Origin of the sequence: Roseomonas sp. FDAARGOS_362, assembly GCF_002754815.1 — a bacterium.
GTDB classification, from domain to species: Bacteria; Pseudomonadota; Alphaproteobacteria; order Acetobacterales; family Acetobacteraceae; genus Roseomonas; species Roseomonas mucosa.
The window spans coordinates 2,437,472-2,462,542 of record NZ_CP024588.1; the positions used below are offsets into that span (position 1 = coordinate 2,437,472).

At 70.8% G+C, this 25,071-nt stretch carries 20 protein-coding genes; 14 read left to right on the plus strand and 6 right to left on the minus strand.

The annotated features are described in order from the left end of the window. Positions 1-106: 106 nt before the first annotated feature. Positions 107-1,048 (minus strand): helix-turn-helix domain-containing protein, encoded by a 942-nt coding sequence (locus CTJ15_RS15875; RefSeq protein ID WP_126281899.1) that lies wholly within the window; start codon positions 1,046-1,048, stop codon positions 107-109. Between the two features lie 116 nt (positions 1,049-1,164). On the opposite strand from CTJ15_RS15875, the gene pobA reads away from it, so the two are divergent. The 8 genes from pobA (at position 1,165) to CTJ15_RS15915 (ending at position 10,942) form a co-directional block, all read left to right on the plus strand. Next, on the plus strand, positions 1,165-2,376 hold the full coding sequence (pobA, locus tag CTJ15_RS15880; protein ID WP_019461009.1) for a 4-hydroxybenzoate 3-monooxygenase: 1,212 nt from the start codon (positions 1,165-1,167) through the stop codon (positions 2,374-2,376). Positions 2,377-2,551: 175 nt separating this feature from the next. Next, a complete protein-coding gene (locus CTJ15_RS15885) occupies positions 2,552-3,916 on the plus strand; it encodes an MFS transporter (protein ID WP_019463431.1) in 1,365 nt (454 codons plus the stop codon). Between the two features lie 515 nt (positions 3,917-4,431). Then, positions 4,432-5,163 carry a ribonuclease PH gene (gene rph / locus CTJ15_RS15890; protein WP_226945955.1) on the plus strand — a complete coding sequence of 244 codons (732 nt, stop codon included), beginning with the start codon at positions 4,432-4,434 and terminating at the stop codon, positions 5,161-5,163. Next, the gene (locus CTJ15_RS15895; protein WP_075822209.1) at positions 5,160-5,786 is read left to right on the plus strand and encodes a non-canonical purine NTP pyrophosphatase; all 627 of its coding nucleotides are present in this window, start codon (positions 5,160-5,162) and stop codon (positions 5,784-5,786) included. The genes rph and CTJ15_RS15895 overlap by 4 nt, the downstream gene beginning before the upstream one ends. Positions 5,787-6,519: 733 nt before the next feature. After that, complete coding sequence (lldP, locus tag CTJ15_RS15900; protein ID WP_099781692.1) at positions 6,520-8,226, plus strand: L-lactate permease; 1,707 nt, start codon at positions 6,520-6,522, stop codon at positions 8,224-8,226. Beyond that, positions 8,226-9,068: an FCD domain-containing protein gene (locus CTJ15_RS15905; RefSeq protein ID WP_019462271.1), complete on the plus strand. Its 843-nt coding sequence runs from the start codon at positions 8,226-8,228 to the stop codon at positions 9,066-9,068. The genes lldP and CTJ15_RS15905 overlap by 1 nt, the downstream gene beginning before the upstream one ends. After that, positions 9,065-10,252 (plus strand): FMN-dependent L-lactate dehydrogenase LldD, encoded by a 1,188-nt coding sequence (gene lldD, locus CTJ15_RS15910; protein ID WP_099781693.1) that lies wholly within the window; start codon positions 9,065-9,067, stop codon positions 10,250-10,252. Before CTJ15_RS15905 ends, lldD begins: the two co-directional genes overlap by 4 nt. Before the next feature lie 147 nt (positions 10,253-10,399). Next, on the plus strand, positions 10,400-10,942 hold the full coding sequence (locus CTJ15_RS15915) for a cytochrome b (RefSeq protein ID WP_075822211.1): 543 nt from the start codon (positions 10,400-10,402) through the stop codon (positions 10,940-10,942). A 45-nt stretch (positions 10,943-10,987) separates the two neighbouring features. Here CTJ15_RS15915 and CTJ15_RS15920 read toward each other — a convergent pair whose 3' ends face one another. Then, positions 10,988-12,298, minus strand: coding sequence for a dicarboxylate/amino acid:cation symporter (locus CTJ15_RS15920; protein WP_075822212.1), 1,311 nt, complete (start codon positions 12,296-12,298; stop codon positions 10,988-10,990). A gap of 472 nt (positions 12,299-12,770) precedes the next feature. Between CTJ15_RS15920 and CTJ15_RS15925 the strand changes: the two genes are divergently transcribed. Genes CTJ15_RS15925 through CTJ15_RS15935 form a run of 3 tightly spaced genes read left to right on the plus strand, consistent with a single transcriptional unit; the run spans position 12,771 to position 15,931 of the window. Continuing rightward, positions 12,771-13,940, plus strand: coding sequence for an iron-containing alcohol dehydrogenase (locus CTJ15_RS15925; protein ID WP_019462267.1), 1,170 nt, complete (start codon positions 12,771-12,773; stop codon positions 13,938-13,940). 42 nt (positions 13,941-13,982) lie between these two features. Then, complete coding sequence (attM, locus tag CTJ15_RS15930; protein ID WP_019462266.1) at positions 13,983-14,774, plus strand: N-acyl homoserine lactonase AttM; 792 nt, start codon at positions 13,983-13,985, stop codon at positions 14,772-14,774. Beyond that, entirely contained in the window at positions 14,774-15,931 is a 1,158-nt protein-coding gene (locus tag CTJ15_RS15935) for an iron-containing alcohol dehydrogenase (protein WP_075822213.1), read from the plus strand. The genes attM and CTJ15_RS15935 overlap by 1 nt, the downstream gene beginning before the upstream one ends. Positions 15,932-16,006: 75 nt before the next feature. On the opposite strand, the gene cynS is transcribed toward CTJ15_RS15935, so the two are convergent. After that, entirely contained in the window at positions 16,007-16,456 is a 450-nt protein-coding gene (gene cynS, locus CTJ15_RS15940) for a cyanase (RefSeq protein ID WP_019462264.1), read from the minus strand. A 140-nt stretch (positions 16,457-16,596) separates the two neighbouring features. Here cynS and CTJ15_RS15945 point away from each other — a divergent pair, with 140 nt between their 5' ends. Continuing rightward, entirely contained in the window at positions 16,597-17,688 is a 1,092-nt protein-coding gene (locus CTJ15_RS15945) for a siderophore-interacting protein (RefSeq protein ID WP_019462263.1), read from the plus strand. Positions 17,689-18,070: 382 nt separating this feature from the next. Here CTJ15_RS15945 and purD read toward each other — a convergent pair whose 3' ends face one another. Continuing rightward, on the minus strand, positions 18,071-19,348 hold the full coding sequence (purD, locus tag CTJ15_RS15950; RefSeq protein ID WP_099781694.1) for a phosphoribosylamine--glycine ligase: 1,278 nt from the start codon (positions 19,346-19,348) through the stop codon (positions 18,071-18,073). An 83-nt stretch (positions 19,349-19,431) separates the two neighbouring features. On the opposite strand from purD, the gene xseA reads away from it, so the two are divergent. Both xseA and CTJ15_RS15960 read left to right on the plus strand, forming a co-directional pair. Beyond that, entirely contained in the window at positions 19,432-20,916 is a 1,485-nt protein-coding gene (gene xseA, locus CTJ15_RS15955; protein WP_019462260.1) for an exodeoxyribonuclease VII large subunit, read from the plus strand. Then, positions 20,913-21,755, plus strand: coding sequence for a M23 family metallopeptidase (locus CTJ15_RS15960; protein WP_019462259.1), 843 nt, complete (start codon positions 20,913-20,915; stop codon positions 21,753-21,755). The genes xseA and CTJ15_RS15960 overlap by 4 nt, the downstream gene beginning before the upstream one ends. Before the next feature lie 21 nt (positions 21,756-21,776). Here the strand turns inward: CTJ15_RS15960 and CTJ15_RS15965 are convergent, their stop codons facing one another. Further along, positions 21,777-23,303, minus strand: a complete 1,527-nt coding sequence (locus CTJ15_RS15965) for a sensor histidine kinase (RefSeq protein ID WP_075823097.1) — start codon at positions 23,301-23,303, stop codon at positions 21,777-21,779. Positions 23,304-23,525: 222 nt separating this feature from the next. Further along, positions 23,526-25,007, minus strand: a complete 1,482-nt coding sequence (locus tag CTJ15_RS15970; RefSeq protein WP_083755614.1) for a sulfatase — start codon at positions 25,005-25,007, stop codon at positions 23,526-23,528. Positions 25,008-25,071 lie beyond the last annotated feature (64 nt).

Consider the following 25,071-nt stretch of genomic DNA (forward strand, 5'->3'; position numbering starts at 1 on the left):
TGTCGTTCCTGTCTTTCCGGCGGGCCCTATTGCCCGTTCGGTGACAGGGATATGGAGTCTCCTAACTATCCTTTGGACGGGCAAAATTCTGAGGATTTCCATCATTTCATTTGATATATCCATCAGGCCCGCTCCACGAGGCACGGCGCCGGAAGGCGGCCGGCGAAAGCCCCTCCTGCCGGGTGAAGGCGCGCGAGAAGTAGGCCGGCTCGAAGCCGAGCTGAAAGGCGATCTCCGCCACGCTGGAGGCCGTGTAGGCCAGCAGGCGCCGTGCTTCCAGCATCAGCCGGTCCTGGATCAGTTGCAGCGGCGACTGCCCGGTCACGGCGCGGCAGGCGCGGGTCAGCGTGCTGGGCGTGACCCCCAGCCGCCGGCAATGCTCCGGCAGGGGCAGGTGCTCGGCGAAATGCGCCTCCAGATGGACCCGGAAGCGTTCCACCAGCACCGATTGCGGTGAGGGCCGCTGGCGGGCCGAGGCCTCCTCCGCGAGGCCGCGCCGCAGCAGCGACAGGATCAGCAGCACCCACCCCGCCATCGCCGTGTTGCGCCCCGGGCCGGTGCGGCGGAACTCCGCCTCCAACGCCTGGAAGGCGCCGTTCAGGCCCTCGGCCAGCGGCTCGTGCCCGGCCAGGCCGAAGCTGAAGGCACCGGCCGGCCAGGGCTCCGGCATCAGCCGCAGCGCCGAGGCCAGAAGGGAATCGGTGAGCGTCAGCACATGCCCCGCGCTCCAGGGCGCGAAGCGGAAGCCATGCACCGCGCCGGGCGGCATGTAGATCAGGAAGGGCGCCTCGAAAGCCTGGGCCTGGCCTTCGCGCAGGATCAGCCCGCCGCCCGCCGAGAGCCAGAAGACCTGTCCCAGGGCGCGGTGCCGGTGTGGCCGGATATTCCAATCATGCGGGTGGCTCCGGGCCATCAGGGTTTCCAGGTGCACCGGGTCGAGCACCGGGCGCGGCTGCGCCTCGCCATAGAGGTCGTAGGTGGGAACGGCGGGCAGCATGGCCGGGGCACCCGGCTCCTCCGGCGCCATGGTGGGTGGAAGCGGAGACATGGCGGGGTTCTCCGGCGCTTTGCCTGAAAAGTCCAAACCAATGCGATAAAATTGCCTTGTCCGGAGCCACTCTTCCGCGCGATCTCTTCTGTAAGATTGAGGACTGGGAGGCATCCATGCGCCAGCGCACACAGGTCGCCATCATCGGGGCCGGACCGGCCGGGCTACTGCTGTCCCAGCTCCTGCACTGTGCCGGGATCGACTGCATCGTGCTGGAGCGGCGGGACCGCGCCTATGTGGAAAGCCGCATCCGGGCCGGCGTGCTGGAGCAGGGCACGGTCGATCTGCTGGAGCAGTGCGGCGTGGCCGCGCGGCTGCACCGCGAGGGGCTGGTGCATGACGGCTTCCGCGTCGCGCTCGGCGGCGAGACCTTCCGCGTGGACATGCGCCAGCTCACCGGCAAGGCGGTGACGATCTATGGCCAGACCGAGGTCACCCACGACCTGATCGAGGCGCATCTGGCGCGCGGCGCCGCCCTGGTCTTCGAGGCGTCGGATGTCGCGCTGCACGGCCTCGAAAGCGAGGCGCCGCATGTCACCTACCGCCATGGCGGCGAGGAGCATCGCATCGACTGCGACCACATCGCCGGCTGCGACGGCTTCCACGGCGTGTCGCGTGCCAGCATCCCCGAGGCACTGCGCACGCATTTCGAGCGCGTCTATCCCTTCGGCTGGCTCGGCATCCTGGCCGACGTGCCGCCCTGCGACCACGAGCTGATCTATTCCAACCACGAGCGCGGCTTCGCGCTGGCCAGCATGCGCTCGCCGACGCGCAGCCGCTACTACGTGCAGGTTTCGCTCGACGAGAAGCTGGAGGACTGGCCGGACGAGCGGATCTGGGACGAGCTGGCGATCCGCCTGGGCGACGAGGCGGCGCGCAACATGGTGCGCGGCCCCGCCATCGAGAAGGGCATCGCGCCGCTGCGCTCCTTTGTCAGCGAGCCGATGCGCCACGGCCGCCTGTTCCTGGCCGGGGACGCCGCGCATATCGTGCCGCCCACCGGCGCCAAGGGGCTGAACCTCGCGGCCTCGGATGTGGCGATGCTGGCCGCGGCACTGATCGCGAAGCACCGCGACGGGCAGGCCGAGCCGCTCGAGACCTATTCCGCCCGCGCCCTGTCCCGCGTCTGGAAGGCGGAGCGCTTCTCCTGGTGGTTCACCACCCTGACGCACCGCTTCCCCAACATGGACGGCTTCTCCCGCCGCATGCAGATGGCCGAGCTGGACTATATCCGTGGCTCGCAGACAGCCCGCGCGGTGATGGCGGAGAACTATGTGGGCCTGCCGATGGAACTGCCCCTGCTGCGCCAGGCACCGCTGGCCGCCTGAGCCGCCGCCCTGGCCAACCGGTGCCCCCCCCGCCGCGCCCGGAACGGGCCGTGGCGGGGGCTTTCGCCGGTATCCTGTGCCCGGTTCGGCAGGGCTCTCAGCGTTTATGCATCCCCTTCCCGGAACCGCTCCAAGCGGCCGGAGACAAGAAAGCCCCGAGGATTCCGGAAAAGACATGCAGGCAGGCCGCGATACCGACGTCCAGGAATTCCTGGACGCGCATCCCTTCTCTCCCTTCCAGTGGGTCATCTTCGCCCTCTGCTTCACCATCGTGCTGCTGGACGGCTTCGATACCGCCGCCATCGGCTACATCGCCCCTTCGCTGATCGCCGAGTGGGGCGTCTCGCGCCCGGCCCTGGCACCGGTGCTGAGCGCCGCGCTCTTCGGCCTCGCCGCCGGGGCCCTGGCCGCCGGGCCGCTGGCCGACCGCTTCGGGCGCAAGGCGGTGCTGACCGGCTCCGTGCTGGTCTTCGGCATCGCCTGCCTGATGTCGGGCTATGCCGGCAGCCTGGACACGCTGGTGGTCTGGCGCTTCCTCACCGGCCTGGGCCTGGGCGCCGCGATGCCGAACGCGGTGACGCTGATGAGCGAGTTCTGCCCGCGCGGGCGGCGCGCCACCATCGTCAACGCCATGTTCTGCGGCTTTCCGCTGGGTGCTGCCTTCGGCGGCTTCCTGGCCGCCTGGATGATCCCGCTCTGGGGCTGGCGCAGCGTGCTGCACCTGGGCGGCGTGGTGCCGCTGCTGCTGGCGGTGCTGCTGCTCCTGCTGCTGCCGGAATCGGTACGCTACATGCTCGCCAAGGGCGCCCCGGCGGAGCGCGTGCGTGCCGTGCTGAGCCGCATCTCCGCATCCGCCAGCCAGACGGGCCGTTTCGTGAACCTGGAGGCGCAGCAGGTGGAGGCAGGCAAGGGCGGCATCGCCACCATCCTGTCGCCGCGCTTCCTGGTCGGCACGGTGATGCTCTGGATCGCCTATTTCATGGGGCTGGTGATCTTCTACGCCCTGGTGAACTGGATGCCGGTGCTGTTCGGTGATGCCGGCATGCGCCCGGCCACGGCGGCGATGATCTCGGCGCTCTTCCCGCTCGGCGGCATCGGGGCAGTCTTCTTCGGCTGGCTGATGGACCGCTTCAACGGCAATTCCATCATCGCCATCGGCTTCCTGCTCACCGCCCTCGCCATCGCCGCGATCGGGCAGGCGACGGGCAACCCGCCGCTCCTCATCTTGGCGGTGCTGGTGGCGGGCACGCTGATGAACACCGCGCAGTCCTCGCTGCCGGCCCTGGCCGCCGGCTTCTACCCGACCCAGGGGCGCGCCACGGGCGTCGCCTGGATGCTGGGCCTTGGGCGCTTCGGCGGCATCGCCGGCTCCTTCCTGGTGGCGGAACTGTCCCGCTACCAGCTCAGCCTGGGCAGCCTCTTCCTGGTGCTCGCCGTGCCCGGCCTGGTCGCCGCGGCCGCCCTGACCGTCAAGCGGCTGGCCCACCCCATGGCCCTTCCGGCCGCCGAGGCCGGCAAGGGCGTCGCGCTCGGTCATTGATCCGGGCGGCCGCTTCCGCGCTGCGCTCCGTGGCCGGCCGCCGGGGGAGAGGCGCCGCCTCTCCCGCCGGACCCCCTCTCCGCCGGGGACCGAAGCCGGTCCCCGGACCCCGGGCTTTCGTGGGTTCCCGTGATGGCCGCCAGCCTGCGGCCCGATCCCGGGAAGCAGGTGGCAACGCGGGGCTCCCGGAAAGAAGAAAAAGCACCCTGTCCGCGCTGGTGGCACTGGCAGCCTGCCGGAGAGCGATGCTCTCCGGCGCGATCCGGCCGGCAGCGAAGAGGCAACGAACGGGAGGTCCAGGAACCTCAGGTTCCTGGCGGATAAGGGGGACGGGGGGAAAAGGCGGAGCCTTGTCCCCCGGGACGGCGCAGTGGCGGAAATGATGTGCAAGACGACCATGATGGCTGCGTCCATCATCCGGATCGGTGGTTGACACCCGGCCCTGTCGCGCCGATGCCTCGGCCCCGGATCCGATTGCCGGGATCGGATACCTTGACCGGATGACGGAGCTCCCCATGACGCGCCCCTCTGGCCGCGCCCCTGACGCGTTGCGCCCTGTTTCCATCGAACCCGGCGTGGCCCGCCATGCCGAGGGCTCCTGCCGCATCCGCATGGGGCTGACCGAGGTGCTCTGCACCGCCAGCGTGGAGGGGCGGGTGCCCGGCTTCCTGCGCGGCAAGGGCCAGGGCTGGGTAACGGCGGAATACGGCATGCTGCCCCGCGCCACGCACCAGCGCGGAGACCGGGAAGCGGCGAAGGGGAAGCAGTCCGGCCGCACGCAGGAGATCCAGCGCCTGATCGGCCGCTCGCTCCGCGCCGTGACCGACCGTGCCGCGATGGGCGAGATGAGCGTGGTGCTGGACTGCGACGTGCTGACCGCCGATGGCGGCACGCGCTGCGCTGCCATCACCGGCGCCTGGGTGGCGCTGCACCTCGCCTTCGAGCATTGCCGGCGGATGCGCATCCTGTCGCGCAACCCGCTGACCGGGCATGTGGCCGCGGTCTCGGCCGGGCTGTGGCAGGGCGAGGCAGTGCTCGACCTCGACTATGCCGAGGACAGCGCGGCCGGGGCGGATGCCAATTTCGTGCTGACCGATGCCGGCGGGATCGTCGAGATCCAGGCCACGGCGGAAGCCACGCCCTTCACCGGGGCGCAGTTCGACAGCCTGCTGGCCCTGGCCCGGCACGGAACGGAGGAACTCTTCGCCGCGCAGCGGCAGGCCATCGCCGAGGGAGCCCCCGCATGACCCGCCGCCTGACGGAGAAGCGCCTGATCCTGGCCACCCACAATGCCGGCAAGGTGCGCGAGGTCGCCGCCCTGCTGGCCCCCTGGGGGTTGGAGGTGACGGGGGTGGGCGATCTCGGCCTGCCGGAGCCGGAGGAGACGGAAAGCAGCTTTCTCGGCAATGCGCGGATCAAGGCCCTGGCCGCTGCCACGGCCACGGGGCAGGTGGCGCTCGCGGATGATTCCGGCTTCTCGGTCGCGGCGCTGGATGGGCTGCCGGGGGTCTGGACCGCCGACTGGGCGAAGCAGCCGGACGGCACGCGCGACTATGCCAGGGCCATGGCCGAGGTCGCCCGCAAGGCCGGCGAGGCCGATCCTGAGGGAAAGGACCACGGTGCCTGGTTCTCCTGCGCCCTGGTGCTCGCCTGGCCGGACGGACACACGGAAGGCTTCCTGGGCGAGGCGCATGGCACCTGGATCTGGCCGGGCCGAGGCGAGGCCGGGCATGGCTATGACCCGATCTTCGTGCCGGCGGGCGAGACGCTGAGCTTCGCCGAGATGGACCCGGCGCGGAAGAACGCGATCAGCCACCGCGCCCGCGCCTTCGCGCTGCTGGCCGGGGCCTGCCTGCCGCCGCTGGGCTGATTGGGCCGGGGGCCGGCGCTGCTCCGCCCGGGGAACAAGGCTCCGCCATCGACGCAATGCGTCGACCCCCTGTCCCCATCCGCCAGGACACCGCGTGCCCTGACCCGGCTCGTTGGTTCTCGCTTCGACCGGATCGCGCCAGGGAGCCATGCTCTCCGGCGGACCGCGGGTGGCACCCGCGCGAAGGCGGTGTTTTCCTTCTCGGGAGCCCCGCGTCTCCACCTGTTCCTTGGGGTTCAGGCCGCAGGCTGACGGCCTCCACCGGAGCCAACGAGAGCCCGGGGCCCGGGGAACGGCTTCGGTCCCCGGCGGGAGAGGCAGAACCTCTCCCCCGGAGTCAACCACATGCCTCACGCCGGGATTAGCGCGGGGGTCCTCCGGGGCGTGGTCCGGCCTCGGCTCCTGCCTGCTTCGGGCTGACACGGGAAGACGAAGCCTTCCCCACACCGGGTTACCGGATGGGAGGCACATCGCGCTCCGTGCCGGAACGGCACCGCCAGGCGGTCCCATACACACCCCGCTCGCCCATTCCTCCTCCGATCGGCAACACGGCACATCCGCTGCGAAGCACTCGAATGGTCAGACCAATAACGTGAATAGGACAGTTAAAAGATAGTTGACCGCCTGATGGCCGCTTCGATAAAAACAACTTGAAGTGAAAACAAGCTTAATTGGACAGACCAATTTAGCCTCACCAAGAGCCACTCGCATCCGTGAGTGTGGAGGACGATCCATGTCGGCCTGGCCGCAGAACTACGACCCCCTGGGCAATATCTGGCTGTCGAGCCTGATCGCCTTCGTGCCGATCGCCTTCTTCTTCCTGGCGCTGACGGTTCTGCGGCTGAAGGGCTATGTCGCCAGCACGATCACGGTCGTGCTCGCCCTCGCGGTCGCCGTGCTGTTCTACGGCATGCCGGCGGGGCAGGCCCTGGCCTCCGGGGCCTATGGCTTTGTCTACGGGCTGTGGCCGATCGCCTGGATCATCATCGGGGCGGTGTTCCTCTACAAGATCTCCGTCCGGACGGGGCAGTTCGAGATCGTGCGGGCCTCCATCCTCTCGGTCACCGAGGACCAGCGGCTGCAGCTGCTGATCGTCGGCTTCTCCTTCGGCGCCTTCCTGGAGGGCGCGGCGGGCTTCGGCGCACCGGTCGCCATCACCGCCGCGCTGCTGGTCGGCCTGGGCTTCCGCCCGCTCTACGCGGCCGGGCTCTGCCTGATCGTGAACACGGCGCCGGTGGCCTTCGGGGCCATGGGCATCCCCGTGATCGTGGCGGGACAGGTGACGGGGCTGGACCCCTTCGTCATCGGCCAGATGGCGGGCCGCCAGCTGCCCTTCATGACGCTGATCGTGCTGTTCTGGGTCATGGCCATCATGGACGGCTGGCGCGGCGTGCGCGAGACCTGGCCGGCGGTCGTGGTCGCGGGCGGCTCCTTTGCCATCGTGCAGTTCCTGACCTCGAACTTCATCGGCCCGGAGCTGCCGGACATCACCTCCTCCCTGGCCTCCCTGCTCTGCCTCACCCTCTTCCTGCGCGTCTGGAAGCCGGCGCGGATCTTCCGCTTCGAGACGGCGGAGGCGGAGGCTTCGGGCATGGCCCGGGCGCAGCCCGCCGGGGCGCAGGTCGCAACGGTCGGCGGCATGGCACCGGCCGCCGCACGCCGCCACACGCCGGGCGAGATCATCCTGGCCTGGTCGCCCTTCCTGATCCTCACGGCCATGGTGACGCTCTGGAGCATCAAGCCCTTCAAGAGCCTCTTCGCGGCGGGCGGGGCGCTCAGCGGCTGGGTCATCGCCATTCCCGTGCCCTCGCTGCACCGGTTGGTCGAGAAGATGCCGCCGATCACCGCCGGGCCCGTGCCCTATGACGCGATCTACCGCTTCGACTGGTTCTCCGCGACCGGCACGGCGATCTTCCTGGCCGCCCTGCTCTCGGCCCTGCTGCTGCGCCAGCGGCCGCTGGAGACGGTGCGGACCTTCGGAGAGACGCTGGCCGAGCTGCGCACGCCGATCTACTCCATCGGCATGGTGCTGGCCTTCGCCTTCATCGCCAATTATTCCGGCCTTTCGGCGACGCTGGCCCTGGCCCTGGCGCATACCGGGGCGGCCTTTCCCTTCTTCTCGCCCTTCCTGGGCTGGGTCGGCGTCTTCCTGACCGGCTCGGACACCTCCTCGAACGCGCTCTTCGGCGCGTTGCAGGCAACGACGGCGCAGCAGATCGGGGTGTCCGACATCCTGATGGTGGCGGCGAACACGACGGGCGGCGTGACGGGCAAGATGATCTCGCCGCAATCCATCGCCATCGCCTGCGCCGCCGTGGGGCTGGTCGGGCGTGAATCCGACCTCTTCCGCTTCACGGTGCGGCACAGCCTCGCCTTCGCCTGCATGGCCGGGCTGATCACCCTGGCGCAGGCCTACTGGCTGACCGGTATGATCCCCTGATGGAGCAGGACGCGACATCCCCCGCCGAGGGCGGACGGCTCGCCTCGCAGCTCGCCACGGTGCTGCGGAAGCGGATGCTGGCGGGGGATTTCGGGATCGGCGACCGGCTGCCGGCAGAGCGCGCGCTGGCCGGCGAGTTCGGGGTGTCGCGCTCCTCGGTGCGGGAGGCCATCCAGATGCTCGCCAGCCAGGGCCTGCTGTCGAGCCGGCAGGGCGGCGGCACCTTCGTCCGCGCCCTGCCGGGCGGCGGGGAGGGCACCAGGGGGGACAACTGGGGCCGTCAGGCGATCGTGGAGCCCCTGGAGCAGCTGTTCCGCGACAACCCGGACTACCGCTACGACGTGCTGGAGATCCGCCTCGCGCTGGAGGGCGCCGCCGCCGCCCATGCCGCGCGCCGCGCCACGGAGGAGGATCGCAGCCGTCTGCGCGGGCGTTTCGAGGCCACGCTGCGGGATGACGAGGCGGCGACGCCGGCCGTGCTGGCCCAGGTGGACGCGGCCTTCCACCTCGCCATCGCCGAGGCCTCGCACAACCTCGTGCTGCAGCAGATCATCCGCGGCATGTTCGACCTGCTGGCGGCCAGCACCTCGCAGAGCCTGGAGAAGCTCTATCTCGTGCCAAGGGTCTCCGAGGCCCTGGCGGAGCAGCACCGGCTGCTGATGCAGGCGGTGCTCGGCGGCGATCCCGACCGTGCGCGCGCCGCCTCGGATGCCCATATCGATTTCGTGCGACTCACCCTGAAGGCGATCGACGAGGACGAGGCCCGCCTCGCCCGTTCCAACCCGCCTCGTTCCCTGCTGTCCGGGCGAACCGGCGGCCCTGACCGGAAGACAGACCCGTGATTTTCTCGCCCATCATCTCCTCCCCGTCCGATTATCGCGAGGCCGCCCGCCGCCGGCTGCCGCCTTTCCTGTTCCACTACGCCGATGGCGGCGCCTATGCGGAGCGCACGCTGCGCCGCAATGTCGAGGACCTGGCCGAGATCGCGCTGCGGCAGCGCGTGCTGCAGAACATGTCCGAGCTGAGCCTGGAAACGCGCGTGCTGGGGCAGGACCTGTCGATGCCCGTGGTGCTGGCGCCGGTCGGGCTGACGGGCATGTTCGCCCGGCGCGGCGAGGTGCAGGCGGCGCGGGCGGCCGAGGCCAAGGGCATCCCCTTCACCCTTTCCACCGTCTCGGTCTGCGACATCGAGGAGGTGAGCGCGGCGGTCACGAAGCCGATCTGGTTCCAGCTCTACGTGCTGCGCGACCGCGGCTTCATGCGCAACGCGCTGGAACGGGCCAAGGCGGCCGGGATCACGACCCTGGTCTTCACCGTGGACATGCCGACGCCCGGCGCGCGCTACCGCGACGCGCATTCGGGCATGAGCGGCCCGAACGCCCCGTTCCGCCGCATGGTCCAGGCGATGACGCATCCGCTCTGGGCCTGGGATGTCGGGCTGAAGGGCAAGCCGCACGACCTGGGCAACGTGTCGCGCTACCGCGGCCAGGCGACCGGGCTCGCGGACTATATCGGCTGGCTCGGCGCCAATTTCGATCCGTCGATCTCCTGGAAGGACCTGGAGTGGATCCGCGACTTCTGGGAGGGGCCGATGGTCATCAAGGGCATCCTCGACCCCCAGGATGCGCGTGACGCGGTGAGCTTCGGCGCGGATGGCATCGTCGTGTCGAACCATGGCGGAAGGCAGCTCGACGGCGTGCTCTCCTCGGCGCGGGCCCTGCCCGCCATCGCCGCGGCGGTGAAGGGGAAGCTCTCGATCCTGGCCGACTCCGGCTTCCGCAACGGGCTGGACGTGGTCCGCGCGCTGGCCATGGGGGCCGATGCGGTCATGCTGGGCCGGGCCTTCGTCTATGCGCTGGCGACGGGGGGCGAGGCGGGGGTGCTGAACCTGTTGAACCTGATCGACAAGGAGATGCGCGTGGCCATGACGCTTACCGGCGCGGCGCGGGTGTCCGACCTGGACGAGAGCTTCCTGGAGCGCGGCTCCGTGGCCCCCAGGATGGAGCGGCAGGGCGCGCTCTCCTAGACCCCGCCCAGGCGGCGGGCCCTCCGTCCGCCGCCACCGGGTCACAACCTGCCCGGCCATGGCTAGGCAGCCGGGGGATGCGGGACCAGATCCCGGACGGGAAGGCACGGGGGACCGCCCCGGCCAGGGCCGAAGGAGGGTTCCCGCATGGACAGTCCTGCGGGCTACGGCATCGTCAGCCGCATGCTGCACTGGCTGATGGCCGCCTGCTTCGCCTGGCACTTCGCCGGTGCCCTGCTCTACGTCACCGTGCCCGAGGCCGGGGTGACGAAGTTTGTCGGCAGCACGCATTTCACCATGGGCTTCACGCTGCTCGTGCTTGTGCTGCTGCGGGGGGCCTGGGGGCTGCTAAACATCCGGCGTCGCCCGCCGCATCCGGGCCGGCTGGGGCGCCTCGCCACGATCGGGCACCTGGTGCTCTACCTGCTGATGATCCTCGTCCCGGGTCTGGCGCTGTTGCGGCAATACGGCTCCGGCGAGCCCTTCACCCCCTATGGCATCCCGGTGATGAGCGGCTTCGAGGGCAAGATCGCCTGGATGACGGCACCCGGGGACCTGCTGCACAGCTTCCTCGGCTGGGTGCTGCTGGCGCTCATCCTCGGCCATGTCGCGATGGCCCTGGTGCACCGCTATGCCTGGCACGACGACGTGCTGGGCCTGATGACCCGCGGCCGCCGGCGGCGCGTCTGAAGGGCGCCCCCGGCAGGCTTCCGCCGGGGGGAGCAGGGTTTCCCTTCAGGCCACCGGAGCCGTGGCGGCTTCCCGCGCCTCGGCCTCGTCGAAGGTGCCGGGCGACGGTTCCGGCTGCGGCTGGGAGCCGGGCCCGGGCGTCCGGTCGCCTTCCCACTTGCCGACCACGGCCGCCGCCAGGGAGTTGCCGATGACGTTGGTGGCGGAGCGGCCCATGTCCAGGAACTGGTCGATGCCGATGATCAGCAGCAGCCCGGCCTCGGGGATGTTGAAGGTGGAAAGCGTGGCCGCGATCACCACCAGCGAGGCGCGCGGCACGCCGGCCATGCCCTTGCTGGTCAGCATCAGCACCAGCAGCATGACCGCCTGCTGCCCCCAGGTGAGTTCGATGTTGTAGGCCTGGGCGATGAAGACGACGGCGAAGGTGCAGTACATCATCGAGCCGTCGAGGTTGAAGGAATAGCCCAGCGGCAGCACGAAGCTGATCACCTTCGGGCTCACGCCGAAGCGCGCGAGCTGCTCCATCAGGCGCGGATAGGCGGCCTCGCTGCTCGCGGTGCTGAAGGCCAGCAGGAAGGGCTGCCGGACCAGCGAGACCAGCTCGATCACCCGCCGCCCGAAGAACAGGAAGCCCACCCCGGCCAGCAGGCACCAGAGGATCGCCAGGCCGAGATAGAACTCCGCCACGAACTTGCCATAGGTGACGAGGATGCCCAGGCCCTGCGTGGTCACGATCGCCGCCATGGAGGCGAAGACCGCCAGCGGCGCCATCAGCATGACATAGCCGGTGACGCGCAGGATGACGTGCGAAAGCTCCTCGATCCACTGTACGACATGGCGCGCCTTCTCGCCCAGGGATGCGGCGGCGATGCCGAAGAGCAGCGAGAAGACGACGATCTGCAGGATTTCGTTGCGCGACATGGCATCGAAGATCGAGACCGGCACGAGATGCGCCACGAAGTCCCGCAGCGTGAGCGAGGAGGCCTGGACGCTGCTTGCCGCCCCGGCCTGGGGCAGCGGCAGGTCCAGGCTGGCCCCCGGCTGCAGGAGGTTGACCAGCACCAGGCCCAGCAGCAGCGAGACCAGCGAGGCGGTGACGAACCACAGCATCGCCTTGCCCCCGATCCGCCCCACAGCGCCGACATCGCCCATATGGGCGACGCCCACGACCAGGGTGGAGAAGACCAGCGGCGCGATGATCATCTTGATCAGGCGCAGGAAGATGTCGCTGATCAGGGAGATGTAGCCGGCGATGACGCGGGAGGTGTTCGGATCGGGCCAGACCTCGTGGCAGGCATAGCCGACGCCGATACCGAGAAGCATGGCGACGAGGATATAGGTGGTCAGTCTCTGCATGGCGTGGTCTTCATTCCCCGTTCGGCAGCCTGGAATGGCATGGAGCCCGGAGCGGGTCCTGTTAGGGATCACTTCGCTGCGATGCCAGGATGATTGATTAAATTTCCCTTCATTTTGCAGCGCGCGGGCAGATCCCCCCTCGTTTCCGCGGGGCGAACCAGCGATGCCCGGAGGCGGCGCCGGCCCTCCCGATCCCGAAGCCTGCAGGCGGCGCCCGCCATGTTCCCGGCCCCGGAAAGCACCCCGCCGGCTGATGCTTGACAGCTTCGGCGGCCCAGGAGGATCGTTCTTGAAATCGAATCCGGCGTGGTTCGCCGGCCCCTTCGTATAAAGCAGAACCGAAACGGTTCATCCGAGGAAAACGCCGTGCCCCGCCCTTTTCGTCCGCTCCCTGAGCCGCCCGCTACCGGCGGGCGCCGGGCGCCGGCAGCGGGATAGCCGGAACATCAGAACAGCCCGAACGGAGCAGCGCATGTCCACCGGCCCTCTGCCAACCTTCGAGTTCCGCACGGTCCCGTCGATCCAGGTGGAATGGAGCGGGGCAAAACGCCTGGGCGAGATGCTGGCCGCCCGCTTCGCCGGACGCCGCGCCCTGGTGGTGACGGATGCGGGGCTGGTGAAGGCCGGCCTTCTCGGCCCCGTCCTGGCCGGGCTGGAGGCCGAGGGCTTCCGCGCCACCGTCTTCGACGCGGTGGTGGCGGACCCGCCGGAATCCGTGCTGCTCGACTGCGTGCGGCAGGCACGCGAGGCCGGGGTGGAGATCGTGCTCGGCCTGGGCGGCGGCTCCTCGCTCGACGTCGCGAAGCTGGCCGCGGTGCTGCTGGTCACGGAGCAGGAGCTGCCGCAGATCTACGGCATCGGCAAGGTGACGGGCTCGCGCCTGCCGCTGGTCCTGGTGCCCACCACCGCCGGCACGGGGTCGGAGGTCACCAACATCTCCATCCTCACCACCGGCGAAACCACCAAGATGGGCGTGGTGGCGCCGCAGCTCTATGCCGATGCGGTGCTGCTGGATGCGGAGCTGACGCTGGGCCTGCCGGCGCTGCACACCGCCGCCACCGGCATCGACGCCATGGTGCACGCCATCGAGGCCTATACCAGCCGGCACAAGAAGAACCCGCTCTCCGACGCCCTGGCGCGGGAGGCGCTGCGCCTGCTCGGCGGCAACCTCCTCGCCGCCTGCCGCGACGGGCGGGACCGCGCGGCGCGCGAGGCCATGCTGCTCGGCGCCATGCTGGCGGGCCAGGCCTTCGCCAATGCGCCGGTCGCCGCCGTGCATGCGCTGGCCTATCCGCTGGGCGGCCACTACCACGTGCCGCACGGCCTCTCCAACGCGCTGATGCTGGGGCCGGTGCTGCGCTTCAACGCCCGCGCCGCCGCACCGCTCTATGCCGAGCTGGATACGGTGCTGAACGGTCCCGGCGCAGGTGGGGCCGAGGAACGCGCCCTGCACTTCGTGGACAGCATGCAGCGGCTGATGGACGGCAGCGGCGCCCCGCGCCGCCTGCGCGATGTCGGCGTCACCGACAACAGCCTGGCGATGCTGGCCGCCGATGCGATGAAGCAGACGCGGCTGCTGGTGAACAACCCGGTGGAGGTGACGGAGGCCGACGCCCTCGCCCTCTACCGCGAAGCCTTCTGACGTGCCGGCAAGGCACGCGCGACGACAGGACGGGGAAACGCCATGAACGACATCCGGCTCTACATGCTCCAGTCGGGCACGCTGAAGTGCAAGGTCCATAACATCAAGATGAACCAGGGCGACGGCGCGCCCTACGAGATCCCCGTCCCCTTCTTCCTGATCACCCATCCGCAGGGCCACACCATCATCGACGGCGGCAATGCGGTGGAGGTCGCCACCGACGCACGCGGCCACTGGGGCGGGATCTGCGACGTGTACTGGCCGGACATGAAGCCGGAGGAAGGCTGCGTCGCGCAGCTTGAGGGCCTCGGCATCCGGCCGCAGGACGTGCGCTTCGTGCTGCAATCCCACCTGCATCTCGACCATACCGGCGCGATCGGCCGCTTCCCGAACGCCACGCATGTGGTGCAGCGGGCGGAATACGAATACGCCTTCACCCCGGACTGGTTCGCGGCCGGCGGCTATATCCGCAAGGATTTCGACCGCCCCGGCCTGCGCTGGGAGTTCCTGAACGGCACCGACGACGACCATTTCGACCTTTATGGCGACGGCACGCTCACCACGGTCTTCACCCCGGGCCACGCGCCGGGGCACCAGAGCTTCCTGGTCCGCCCGCCGAGGAGCGGGCCGATGCTGCTGACCGTCGATGCCGCCTATACCACCGACCATTGGGAGGAGAAGGCGCTGCCCGGCTTCCTGGCCTCCACGGTGGACACGGTGCGCTCCGTGCAGAAGCTGCGCCATCTGGCGGAACGCACAAAGGCCCAGGTGGTGACCGGCCACGACCCGGATGCCTGGCCCGGCTTCCGCAAGGCGCCGGAATACTACGACTGATGGGCGGCTTCACCTTCCTTTCCGTCCCCCGCATCGTCGTGGAGACGGGCGGCCTCGACAGGCTGGGCACGCTGATGGCCGGGCTGGGCGCGAAGCGTGTCGCCATCGTCTGCGACCGTGGCATCGTCGAAGGCGGGTTGGCCGCGCGCGCCCGTTCCGCCCTGACCGCCGCCGGCCTCACCGCGCGGGTGCTCGATGGCGTGCAGGCCGATCCGCCCGTGGCCACGGTGCGCGCCACCCTGGCCGCCGCGCGGGATTTCGCGGCGGATGGGGTGGTGGGGCTGGGCGGCGGCAGCTCGCTCGACACGGCGAAGCTGGTGGCGTTGCTGCTGCGCTCCGGCCAGGCGGTCGAGGAGCTTTACGGCCAGGACAAGGCGCAAGGGCCGCGCCTGCCGCTGATCCAGGTGCCCACCACCGCCGGCACCGGCTCCGAGGTCACCTGGGCCTCGGTCGTCACCAGCGAGCGCAACGAGAAGCAGGCGATCTACGCGCCGCAGCTCCTGCCCGATATCGCCCTGCTGGATGCGGGGCTGACGCTCGGCATGCCGCCGCGCGTCACCGCCGCCACGGGGCTCGACGCCATGGTCCATGCCGTCGAGGCCTATACCAGCCGCACGCGCAAGAACCCGGTCTCCGACGCGCTGGCGGTGAAGGCGCTGGCCCTGCTCGGCGGCAACCTGCGCCGCGTGGTGGCGGATGGCACGGACCTTCCGGCGCGCGAGGCGATGCTGGAGGGCGCGATGCTGGCCGGCATGGCCTTCGTCAACGCCTCCGTCGCGGCGGTGCATGCGCTGTCCTATCCGCTCGGCGCACGCTTCCATGTGCCGCACGGCCACAGCAACGCGCTGGTGATGGGGCCGGTCTTCCGCTTCAACCTTCCGGCAGCGGCGGAAGCCTATGCCGAACTCGCCCCCTGCCTCCTGCCGGGCCGCCGCTTCGCCAGCGCGCAGGAGGCCGCCGAGGCCTTCGTCGCGGCGCTGGAGGAGCTCGCCGGAAGTGTCGGGCTGGAAACGAGGATGAGCCAGCTCGGCGTCACCGAGGCGGATCTTCCCGGCATGGCGGAGGAAGTGGTCGGCGGGCTGCAACGCCTCCTCGCCAACAACCCGCGCGACATGGTGCGGGAGGATGTCGTCGCGATGTATCGCGCGGTGCTGTAGCGGCGGCGCGCGCAGGCTCCGGCCCCGGGCGGAGGCTTCGCCTCCCCCCGGCCGCCAGCCGCGCGGGGAAGCGCCTCAGTACTGTTTGTAGGGCAGGAACTTCCCGCTCATCGTGATGTTCACGCGGTCGCCCGCATTGTTGGGCTCGCGCTGCAGATCCATGCGGAAGTCGATGGCGCTCATGATCCCGTCGCCGAACTCCTCGTGGATCAGCGCCTTGAAGGTCGTGCCATAGACCGAGATCAGCTCGTAGAAGCGGTAGATCAGCGGGTCGGTCGGCACCTGCGTCGGCAGCGAGCCGCGATAGGGCGGCTGCTGCAGCAGCTTGATCTCGTAGCTGTCGAGGCCGAGCTCCGTCCCGATCGCCTCCGCCGCCGGCCCGGGCAGGGGCATCTGCCCCAGCAGGGCGGCGGTCACGTATTCCTTGCTCAGCTCCCCGGCCAGGGCGGCGAGGCCCGCCCAGGTGAGGTCCCGCTCGATCTTGATGCGGACAATCTTCTCGGTGAGTTCGGCGCGTGCCGTCATGGGCTCTGCTGCTCCGGAAGGCGGTTGCGGAAGGCCGTTTCAGGCTGTATTGATAATCATTATCAATTATACACCAGCCTCCCAGGCTGGGGTGTCACGACAAGTCCTGCCTGGACAAGTCCCATCTCAGGGCCCCGAGAATGAACGCGATCACGACCCTGCGTGCCCGCACCCGGATCGAGCTTCCGGACCCGCCGCGTCAGCTCGACCGGCTCTGCGAAGGGCTGGGCGACTACGGCGCCACCGTGCGGCGGGAGGAGGGCCTCGCCTGGATCTCGCACCGGCTGGGCCGCGCCATGCTGACGACCGAAGGACGGGCACTGCGCCTCGATGTTTCCTCGGAGGACGCCGCCTCCCTCTCCATGCTGCGCGGCCTCCTGGCTTGGTATGTGGAGAATCTCGAAGAGGGGCTGAAGCCGGACTTCGCCTGGGCCGGCGATGGCTGTGACACGGCGCAGCTCCCCTATTTCCGCGCCATGCGCGTGGTCTCCAACGCCGCCGTCACGCCGCATATGCGCCGCATCCGCCTGGCGGGGCCGGACCTCGGGCGCTTCGCGGTCGGCGGCATGCACCTGCGCCTGCTGATCCCGCCGCCGGGCGTGCTGGACCCCGAATGGCCCGTCGCCGGACCCAACGGCGCCCCCGTCTGGCCGCAGGGGCCGCGCGCGGCCATCCCGCGCGTCTACACCATCCGCCGCATCGGCCCCGCCGCTGCCTGGATGGAGGTGGACATGGTCGTGCATGGCGAGGATGAGGGCGATGACGAGGCCGGTTCGGGTCCCGGCTCGCGCTGGGCGCTGGGGGCGGCGCCGGGCGATCCGGTCGGCATCCTTGGCCCAGGCGGGGGCGAGGGGCCGGTCGCGGACTGGGTGGTCCTGGCCGGCGACGAGACCGCCCTGCCCGCCATCGGCCGCATCCTGGAGGAACTGCCCTCCGATGCGCGCGGCGTGGCGATCGTCGAGGTCGCGGATGCGCGGGAGGAACAGGACCTGCCCCACCCGCCCGGCGTCGCGCTGCGCTGGCTGCACCGCAACGGACTTCCCGCCGGCACGCCCAACCTCCTGCCCGCCGCCCTGCGCGCCCTGCACTGGCCGGAAAGCGGCACCGCCGCCGCCTGGGCCGCCGCCGAGTTCCAGGTCGCCCAGTCCATGCGCTGCCACCTGCGCGACGAGCGCGGGCTGGACAAGGACCGCTGCTACTGCGCCGCCTATTGGCGGCAGGAGCGCGGCTGATGCGGATGGCGGCCGTCGCCCGGGCTTTGGCGGCGCGCTTCGTGGCCGGCCCCGGGGAAGGCTCCGCCTGCCCCCGGAACCCCCACCGCCGGGGACATCGCATGTCCCCGGACCTCGCCTTGGGTTGGCACCAGTTGTCGAGCTCAGCTCCCGCCTGATCCCGGGGAGCAGGTGGAGCGGCGGGACTCCCGGGAAGGGGATCAGGACACGCTGCCCACCCTGGTGGCCCCGGCAGTCCGCCGGAAAGCCATGCTCTCCTCCGGCGCGGTCCGGCCGCAGCGGGGGCCAACTCACCGGGTCCAGGGGGCGCAGCGTCCCGGCGGATAAGGGGGTATCGGGGGAAAGGCGGAGCCTTCCTCCGGGCCAGGGGCGCTGCCCCCGATCACCCCGCCCCGAGCGCCCGCCAGCCGATGTCGCGGCGGCAGAAGCCTTCTGGCCAGTCCAGCGCATCCACGGCGGCATAGGCGGCGTCGCGGGCCGCGCGCAGCGTCGGCGCGGTGGCGGTGACGCCCAGCACGCGCCCGCCGGTGGCGAGGATCTCGCCGCCCGGCCCGGCGGAGGTGCCCGCGTGATAGACCACCACGCCCGGCACGGCGCCGGCCTCGTCCAGCCCGCGGATCGCCGTGTTCTTCGCATAGGCGCCGGGATAGCCGCGCGCCGCCACGACCACGACCATGGCCGGGTCGGGCGACCAGCGCAGGCCGAAATCCTTCAGCTCTCCGTCGCAGGCGGCGATCAGCGCCGCCAGCAGGTCGGAGCGCAGCCGCGTCATCAGCACCTGGCATTCCGGGTCGCCGAAGCGGACATTGTACTCGATCAGCTTCGGCCCCTGCGCCGTCAGCATCAGCCCCGCGAAGAGCACGCCGCGGAAGGGCGCGCCGCGCCGCGCCATCTCCGCCAGGGTCGGCCGGACGATCCGCTCCATGGCCTCGGCCTGGAGCGCCTCGGTGAAGGCCGGGGCGGGGGAATAGGCGCCCATGCCGCCGGTGTTCGGACCGGTGTCGCCATCGCCGACGCGCTTGTGATCCTGCGCCCCGACCAGGGGCAGGGCATGGCTGCCGTCGCAGAGGGCGAAGAAGGAGACCTCCTCGCCGACCAGGCATTCCTCGACCAGGATCGAGGCGCCCGCCGCGCCGTGGATGCCGCCATCCAGCATGTCGGTGACGGCGGCCTCGGCCTCCTCCAGCGTGGCGGCCACCACCACGCCCTTGCCGGCGGCGAGGCCGTCGGCCTTGATCACGATCGGTGCGCCCTTCGCCCGGACATAGGCCATGGCCTCGGCACTGTCGGTGAAGCAGGCCCATTCGGCCCCCGGCACGCCGGCGGCTTCGGCGACCTCGCGGGTGAAGCTCTTGGAGCCCTCCAGCCGCGCCGCGGCGGCGGAGGGGCCGAAGCAGCGGATGCCCGCCTCGGCGCAGGCATCGGCCAGGCCCAGGGTCAGCGGCGCCTCGGGGCCGACCACCACGAGGTCCACCTCCTTCTCCTTCGCCAGGGCGAGCTGCCCGGCGACGTCCTCGGCCGCCACGGGCAGGCATTCGGCGATCCGCGCGATCCCGGCGTTGCCGGGGGCCACCCAGAGCCCGGTCAGCAGGGAGGAATCCAGCAGCTTCCGGGCCAGGGCGTGCTCCCGCCCCCCGCCGCCCACCAGCAGCACCTTCATCGCGCGATCTCCACCAGTCGCCCGGCGCCTCGGGAAAGGCCCGGTTTTGTCGGTCGCCCCGGCGCGTAGCATAATGGACGGCGATGAGCGAAACCGCCGCCTCCGCCGCCAAGGGCTCCCCTGGAGCCTCCAACATCCCCGAATACACCGTGGCCGAGATATCGGGCGCGGTGAAGCGCACGCTGGAGAGCAGTTTCGGCCGCGTCCGCATCCGGGGCGAGGTCACGGAATGCCGCCCCTATGGCGCCAACCGCTTCTACTTCTCGCTGAAGGACGAGGGCGGGCAGATCCGCGCGGTGATCTGGGCCTGGAGCGCCGGGCGCACCGGCCTGCGGCCCGAGAACGGCACCGAGGTGATCGCGACCGGCAAGATCACCGCCTATGGCGACCGCTCGACCTACCAGATCGTGGTGGACCGGCTGGACTATGCCGGAGAGGGCGCGCTGCTCGCCCGTGTCGAGCGGCTGCGAAAGGCGTTGGAGGCGGAGGGCCTCTTCGGCGAGGAGCGCAAGCGCCCCCTCCCCGGCCTCCCGCGCGTGATCGGCGTGGTGACCAGCGCCCAGGGCGCGGTGATCCAGGACATCCGCACCACCCTGCTGCGGCGCTTTCCCTCGCGCATCCTGCTCTGGCCGGTGGCGGTGCAGGGCACCGGCGCGGCGGAGCAGGTCGCGGCGGCCATCGCCGGCTTCAACGCCCTGCCGGAAGGCTTCCCCCGTCCGGACGTGCTGATCGTGGCGCGCGGCGGCGGCTCGCTGGAGGACCTGATGGCCTTCAACGAGGAGATCGTGGTCCGCGCCGCCGCCGCCAGCCAGATCCCGCTGATCTCGGCGGTGGGGCACGAGACGGACACGACGCTGATCGACTTCGCCTCCGACCGCCGCGCCCCCACCCCCACCGCCGCCGCCGAGCTCGCCGTGCCCTCCCGCACCGAGCTTCTGGCCCAGGTGCAGCAGCGCGCCCTGCGCCTCACCCGCGCCGGGCAGTCTCACCTGGACCAGGTGCGCTACCGCCTCGCCCGGGCGACGGCGGCCCTGCCGGACCTGCCGGGGATGCTGCTGAACGCCCGGCAGCGCCTCGACGACCGGGGGGAGCGCCTCGCCCTGGCGCCGCGCGTGCTGCTGCGCGACCGCCGGGCACGGCTGAACGACGCCGCCGCCCGCCTGCTGCACCCGCGCGAGATGCTGGCGGCCCGGCGGGCGCGGCTGCAGCTCCTCGAATCCCGCTCCGGCGCCGCCGTGTCGCGGGTCCTGGACCGCGCGGCGCGGCAGTTCGCCCGCCTACCCGACCCGACGCCGCGCCTGCGCTTCCGGCTGCGCGAGGGGCGGCTGGCGCTGGACGGGCTTTCCGCCCGGCTGGAAGGCGCCTCCTACCAGGGGCTGCTGGAGCGCGGCTTCGCCCTGGTGCGCGACGGCGAGGGCAGGCCCGTCACCCGTGCCGCGCAGGTCGATCCCGGGGCAAGGTTGCAGATCGAATTCGCCGATGGCGTCATCGAGGCCGCCGACACCCGGGGTGCCCCCCCGAAGCGCCCGCGCACACCCAAGGCCAAGGAACAGGGTTCCCTGCTGTGATCGCACGCCGCCTCCTGCTGCCCCTGCCAGCCCTGCTGCTCGCCCGCTGCGCCGGTTCCGCCGAGTCGCGGCCCGGCACCGCCGCCTCCGCGCCCGCGCTGGAGATGAACCCGGCCGGCCTGACCCAGGGCGGCTTCGTCGCCGGCCGCACTGCGCCCGGCACGCGCCTCGCCCTGGATGGCAAGCCGGTGCCGGTCTCGGCGGATGGCCACTTCGCCCTGGGCTTCAGCCGCGATGCCGGGCCGGAGGCGGCGCTGGGCATCACCCCGCCCGGCGGCCGCACCGAGATCCGCCGCCTCGCCATCGCCCCCCGCCACTGGGACATCCAGCGCCTGAACGGCCTGCCGTCCCGGCAGGTGACGCCGAACGCGCAGGACCTCGCCCGCATCCGCGCCGAGCAGGTGCGGATCAACGCCGCCCGCGCGGTGGAAACCCCGGTGGCGCTTTATGCCGAGGGTTTCGACTGGCCCGCACGGGGCCGCATCAGCGGCGTCTATGGCAGCCAGCGCATCCTGAACGGGGAGCCGCGGGCGCCGCATCTCGGCCTGGACATCGCCGTGCCGACCGGCACGCCGACCGCCCCGATGGCGCCGGGGCGGGTGACCCTGGCGGCAGACCTCTACTTCACCGGCAATACCTTGATCGTCGAGCACGGGCAGGGCGTGGCCAGCCTCTACGCCCACCTGTCGCGCATCGAGGTGCGGGAGGGCCAGCGGGTGGGGCGCGGCGAGACCATGGCGCTTTCCGGCGCCACGGGCCGCGTCACCGGGCCGCACCTGCACCTGGGCCTCTTCTGCCGGGGCGTCTCGATCGACCCGGGGCCCGTGCTGGGGCTGTAGCGGGCCCGGCCGGAGGGGGCGTCAGCCCAGCGGCATCTCCACGACGATCCGGCCCCAGGGCACGCCACGGTCCACCCGGACGCCGTCGGGCTTGCGGGCCAGGGTCAGCAACAGGCGCATGCCGAGGCCACGGCTGCGAACCGGGTCGAAATCGGCCGGAAAGCCCTGGCCTTCGTCCTCGACCGCGATCCGCGCCACCTTCCCGAGCGGCTGCACCGAGACGGAGACCGTGCCGTGCCCGTATTTCAGCGCGTTGGTCACCAGCTCGGTCACGATCAGCCCCAGGGAGGTCAGCTTGTCTGGCGACAGCATCAGGGATTCGGTCGAAAGATGGATGGGACGGCCGACGATCTCGTCGGACAGGCTGCCGCGCAGGTCGTCCAGCAGGCCGCCAAGATAGGTGGCGAGGTCCGCCTCGGTGACGTCGTTGCCCTCGTAGAGCCGCTTGTGCACCGCCGCGACGGTCAGCACCCGGCGGGCGGCCTCGGCCAGATGCGCCCGGGCGCCGCCGTCGTTCACATGCCCGGCCTGAAGCTGCAGCAACGTATGCACGAGCTGTAGGCTGTTGCGGATGCGGTGATGCACCTCGCGCATCAGAAGGTCCTGCTGCCGCAGCAGCGCGTCCTTGGCCTCCACGGCCTTCACCCGGTCGGTGACGTCGCGCGAGATGGCGACGAACTGCTCGTCCTCCCCCTGCCCGCCCAGGGGTGCCACCAGCACGTCCCACCATTTCGGCGTGCCCTTGGTCGTGGGGCAGAAGGCCTCGAAATGCCCGATCCCGGTCTGGCGCGCCGCGCGGATGGCGGCGCGGACATGTTCCGCCTGGTCCGCGGGCCAGAGCCTTTCCCAGGGGCAGTTCGCCACCTTGGCGAAATCGTCGATCTCCATCAGGCACAGGCCGTTGTGGTTCATGCGGACCAGCGTGCCGTCGCCCCGCAGCACCTTGATGCAGTCGGGGCTGCTCTCGAAGACGCTTTGCAGCATCGCCTCGCTGTGCGCGAGGGCCACCTGGCGCGCCTGCCGGTCCGCCACCGCCGCGATGACGTTGGCCAGGGCCTGGAGGAAGGCGATGTCGCGCGGCTCGAAATCCGTGCGGTCGCCGCTGTCCACCTCCAGCACGCCATAGGGCACGGCCTGGCCGCTGCCGATCAGCACGTTCAGCGCGCGCCTGACCCCGTGCTCCACCAGCAGGGCGGGGGTGCGGAAGCGGGCTTCCTCCGTCAAATGGTTGGAGATGACCGGTCGCCCGGTGCGAAAGGCATAGCCGGCGGGGCTTTCCAGATCCGCTCCCAGCCGGGCATGGCCCACGACCCCGGCATGCCAGCCGACCCCCGCCTGCACCAGGAAGGCGTTCTCCCCGGGCAGGAAGCGCAGGACCTTGGCGAAGGGCACGTCCAGCCCATCGGCCGCCACGCGGCAGACCTCGTCCAGCGAGGGCTGCAGGCTGTCGCCCCTCAGGGCGAAAAGACCGAATTCGGCGATCAGCTCCTGCTGCCGCAGCCTCTGATAGGCTTCGGCGCGCTGGGGCTCCATGTCGGGGGACAGCATGCCCGGAATTCTACACGTTCCCCGCCCCCTGGAAACAGGCCACGGCCCGGATGCCCCCGCGCCGCGCTCGGGTCGTCCATGCGCCGTGGCCGCGCGGCTTTCCGAGGGCCGGCGGAGCCCACCCCCGAGCACCCCCGGGGCGCCACGGGCGCGGCACCTCAAGCTGGGCGATGCTACCCTTCGCAGGAGTCGCGCCGGGGCGAGGCCCGCCGGCAGGCCGGTTCAGCGCTTCGGCGGCGGCGGCAGGTCCGGCTTCCCGCTGGGCGGCCTGGCCCCGAAATGATCGGCCAGCTGCGAGGCACTATAGGCTTCGGTGAAGCTTTCCTCGATCTCCGGCAGCATCGTCTCGTTCCAGGCGAGCCAGTCCTGCTCCATGCGCTCGAAGACGGCGGGCTGGCGAGCCTTCAGGTTCGCCCGCTCCATCGGGTCCTCGACCACGTTGAACAGGAAGCTGTTCTCCCCGATCTTCAGGTACTTCAGGTCGCCGTCGCGCATCGCCCGCTGGGCATTGGCCTTGTAGCGCCAGTACAGCCGGCGCGGCACCGGCGCCGCGCCGTCGAGGGCCGGCAGCAGGTCCATGCCATCCGGCGGATAGGCCGCATCGGCCTGCCCGCCGGCGGCGGCCAGCAGGGTGGGCAGCCAGTCCATGCTGGCCATCACCTGCTCCGAAGTGCCGCCGGGCCTGATCCGGGCGGGCCAGCGGATGACGGCGGGGATGCGCAGACCACCTTCCAGCAGCTCCGTCTTGCGGCCGTTGAAGGGCCAGACATCCGAGAAGCGCTCGCCGCCATTGTCGCTGGTGAAGATGACAATGGTGTCGCGGGCGATCCCCCTTTCCTCCAGCTCCGCCAGCACGAGGCCGATCTGCTCGTCCATCGAGACGACCATGCGGCCGTAGGTCTTCAGCGTGCCGCCGTCGAAGTTCCGCAGGTCCTTGCCCTTCAGCCGCTCGGATTCCGCCTCGTCGCCCGGGCCGACCCAGGGCCAGTGCGGGGCGTTGAAGTGCAGGCTGAGGAAGAAGGGGCGACCCGCCTGCGCGAAGTCCCGCACCACCTCCACCGCCTTCCGGCCGAGCAGTTCGGTGGCATAGCCATGCTGGTCGATCGCCAGGTCGCCGTCCCAGAGATCGGGTTTCCCGTCCGTGCCGCGATGCGTGTAGTAGTCGATGGTGCCGCCGCGGAAGCCCCAGAACCGGTCGTAGCCGCTCTTCAGCGGGCCGAACTTCGGCAGGGCGCCCAGGTGCCATTTGCCGACCAGGGCGGTGCTGTAGCCGGCACGCTTCAGCAGCGAGGGCAGTGTCGGATGCTCGGGCGGCAGGCCGACCTCGTTGGTGCGCGACAGCGGTTCCCACAGCCCGAGCGGTAGCCGGTACTGGTAGCGGCCGGTGATCAGCGCCGTGCGCGTCGCAGAGCAGACGGCGGAGCTGGCATAGGCCTGCAGGAAACGCAGCCCCTGCCCGGCCAGGCTGTCCACCGCCGGGGTGCGGAAGGCGCGCTGGCCGTAGCAGGAAACATCCGCCACCCCCAGGTCGTCGGCCATGATGAAGATGATGTTGGGCTGTCGCGTGGCTTGGTTCGGGGCTCGGCCTTGCGTCTGGGCCTGCGCGCCGGGGGGCGCCAGTGCGGCGCCCAGCCCGGCACCCAGCGTGGTCGCGCCCATGGCGCTGGCGGACAGCAGCCCGCGCCGGCTCATTTCGGTCGCCATTGTTTCCTCCCGTTTATTAGTTATGCGACATAACTAACTCGTTCTTTTGCGCCCAGCAAGGACG

Excerpts from the sequence above, each read along its gene's own strand:
- CTJ15_RS15875 (WP_126281899.1), bottom strand. The coding sequence starts at position 1,048 with ATGTCTCCGCTTCCACCCACCATGGCGCCGGAGGAGCCGGGTGCCCCG.
- pobA (WP_019461009.1), top strand. The coding sequence starts at position 1,165 with ATGCGCCAGCGCACACAGGTCGCCATCATCGGGGCCGGACCGGCCGGG.
- CTJ15_RS15885 (WP_019463431.1), top strand. The coding sequence starts at position 2,552 with ATGCAGGCAGGCCGCGATACCGACGTCCAGGAATTCCTGGACGCGCAT.
- rph (WP_226945955.1), top strand. The coding sequence starts at position 4,432 with ATGACGCGCCCCTCTGGCCGCGCCCCTGACGCGTTGCGCCCTGTTTCC.
- CTJ15_RS15895 (WP_075822209.1), top strand. The coding sequence starts at position 5,160 with ATGACCCGCCGCCTGACGGAGAAGCGCCTGATCCTGGCCACCCACAAT.
- lldP (WP_099781692.1), top strand. The coding sequence starts at position 6,520 with ATGTCGGCCTGGCCGCAGAACTACGACCCCCTGGGCAATATCTGGCTG.
- CTJ15_RS15905 (WP_019462271.1), top strand. The coding sequence starts at position 8,226 with ATGGAGCAGGACGCGACATCCCCCGCCGAGGGCGGACGGCTCGCCTCG.
- CTJ15_RS15915 (WP_075822211.1), top strand. The coding sequence starts at position 10,400 with ATGGACAGTCCTGCGGGCTACGGCATCGTCAGCCGCATGCTGCACTGG.
- CTJ15_RS15920 (WP_075822212.1), bottom strand. The coding sequence starts at position 12,298 with ATGCAGAGACTGACCACCTATATCCTCGTCGCCATGCTTCTCGGTATC.
- CTJ15_RS15925 (WP_019462267.1), top strand. The coding sequence starts at position 12,771 with ATGTCCACCGGCCCTCTGCCAACCTTCGAGTTCCGCACGGTCCCGTCG.
- attM (WP_019462266.1), top strand. The coding sequence starts at position 13,983 with ATGAACGACATCCGGCTCTACATGCTCCAGTCGGGCACGCTGAAGTGC.
- CTJ15_RS15935 (WP_075822213.1), top strand. The coding sequence starts at position 14,774 with ATGGGCGGCTTCACCTTCCTTTCCGTCCCCCGCATCGTCGTGGAGACG.
- cynS (WP_019462264.1), bottom strand. The coding sequence starts at position 16,456 with ATGACGGCACGCGCCGAACTCACCGAGAAGATTGTCCGCATCAAGATC.
- CTJ15_RS15945 (WP_019462263.1), top strand. The coding sequence starts at position 16,597 with ATGAACGCGATCACGACCCTGCGTGCCCGCACCCGGATCGAGCTTCCG.
- purD (WP_099781694.1), bottom strand. The coding sequence starts at position 19,348 with ATGAAGGTGCTGCTGGTGGGCGGCGGGGGGCGGGAGCACGCCCTGGCC.
- xseA (WP_019462260.1), top strand. The coding sequence starts at position 19,432 with ATGAGCGAAACCGCCGCCTCCGCCGCCAAGGGCTCCCCTGGAGCCTCC.
- CTJ15_RS15965 (WP_075823097.1), bottom strand. The coding sequence starts at position 23,303 with ATGCTGTCCCCCGACATGGAGCCCCAGCGCGCCGAAGCCTATCAGAGG.
- CTJ15_RS15970 (WP_083755614.1), bottom strand. The coding sequence starts at position 25,007 with ATGGCGACCGAAATGAGCCGGCGCGGGCTGCTGTCCGCCAGCGCCATG.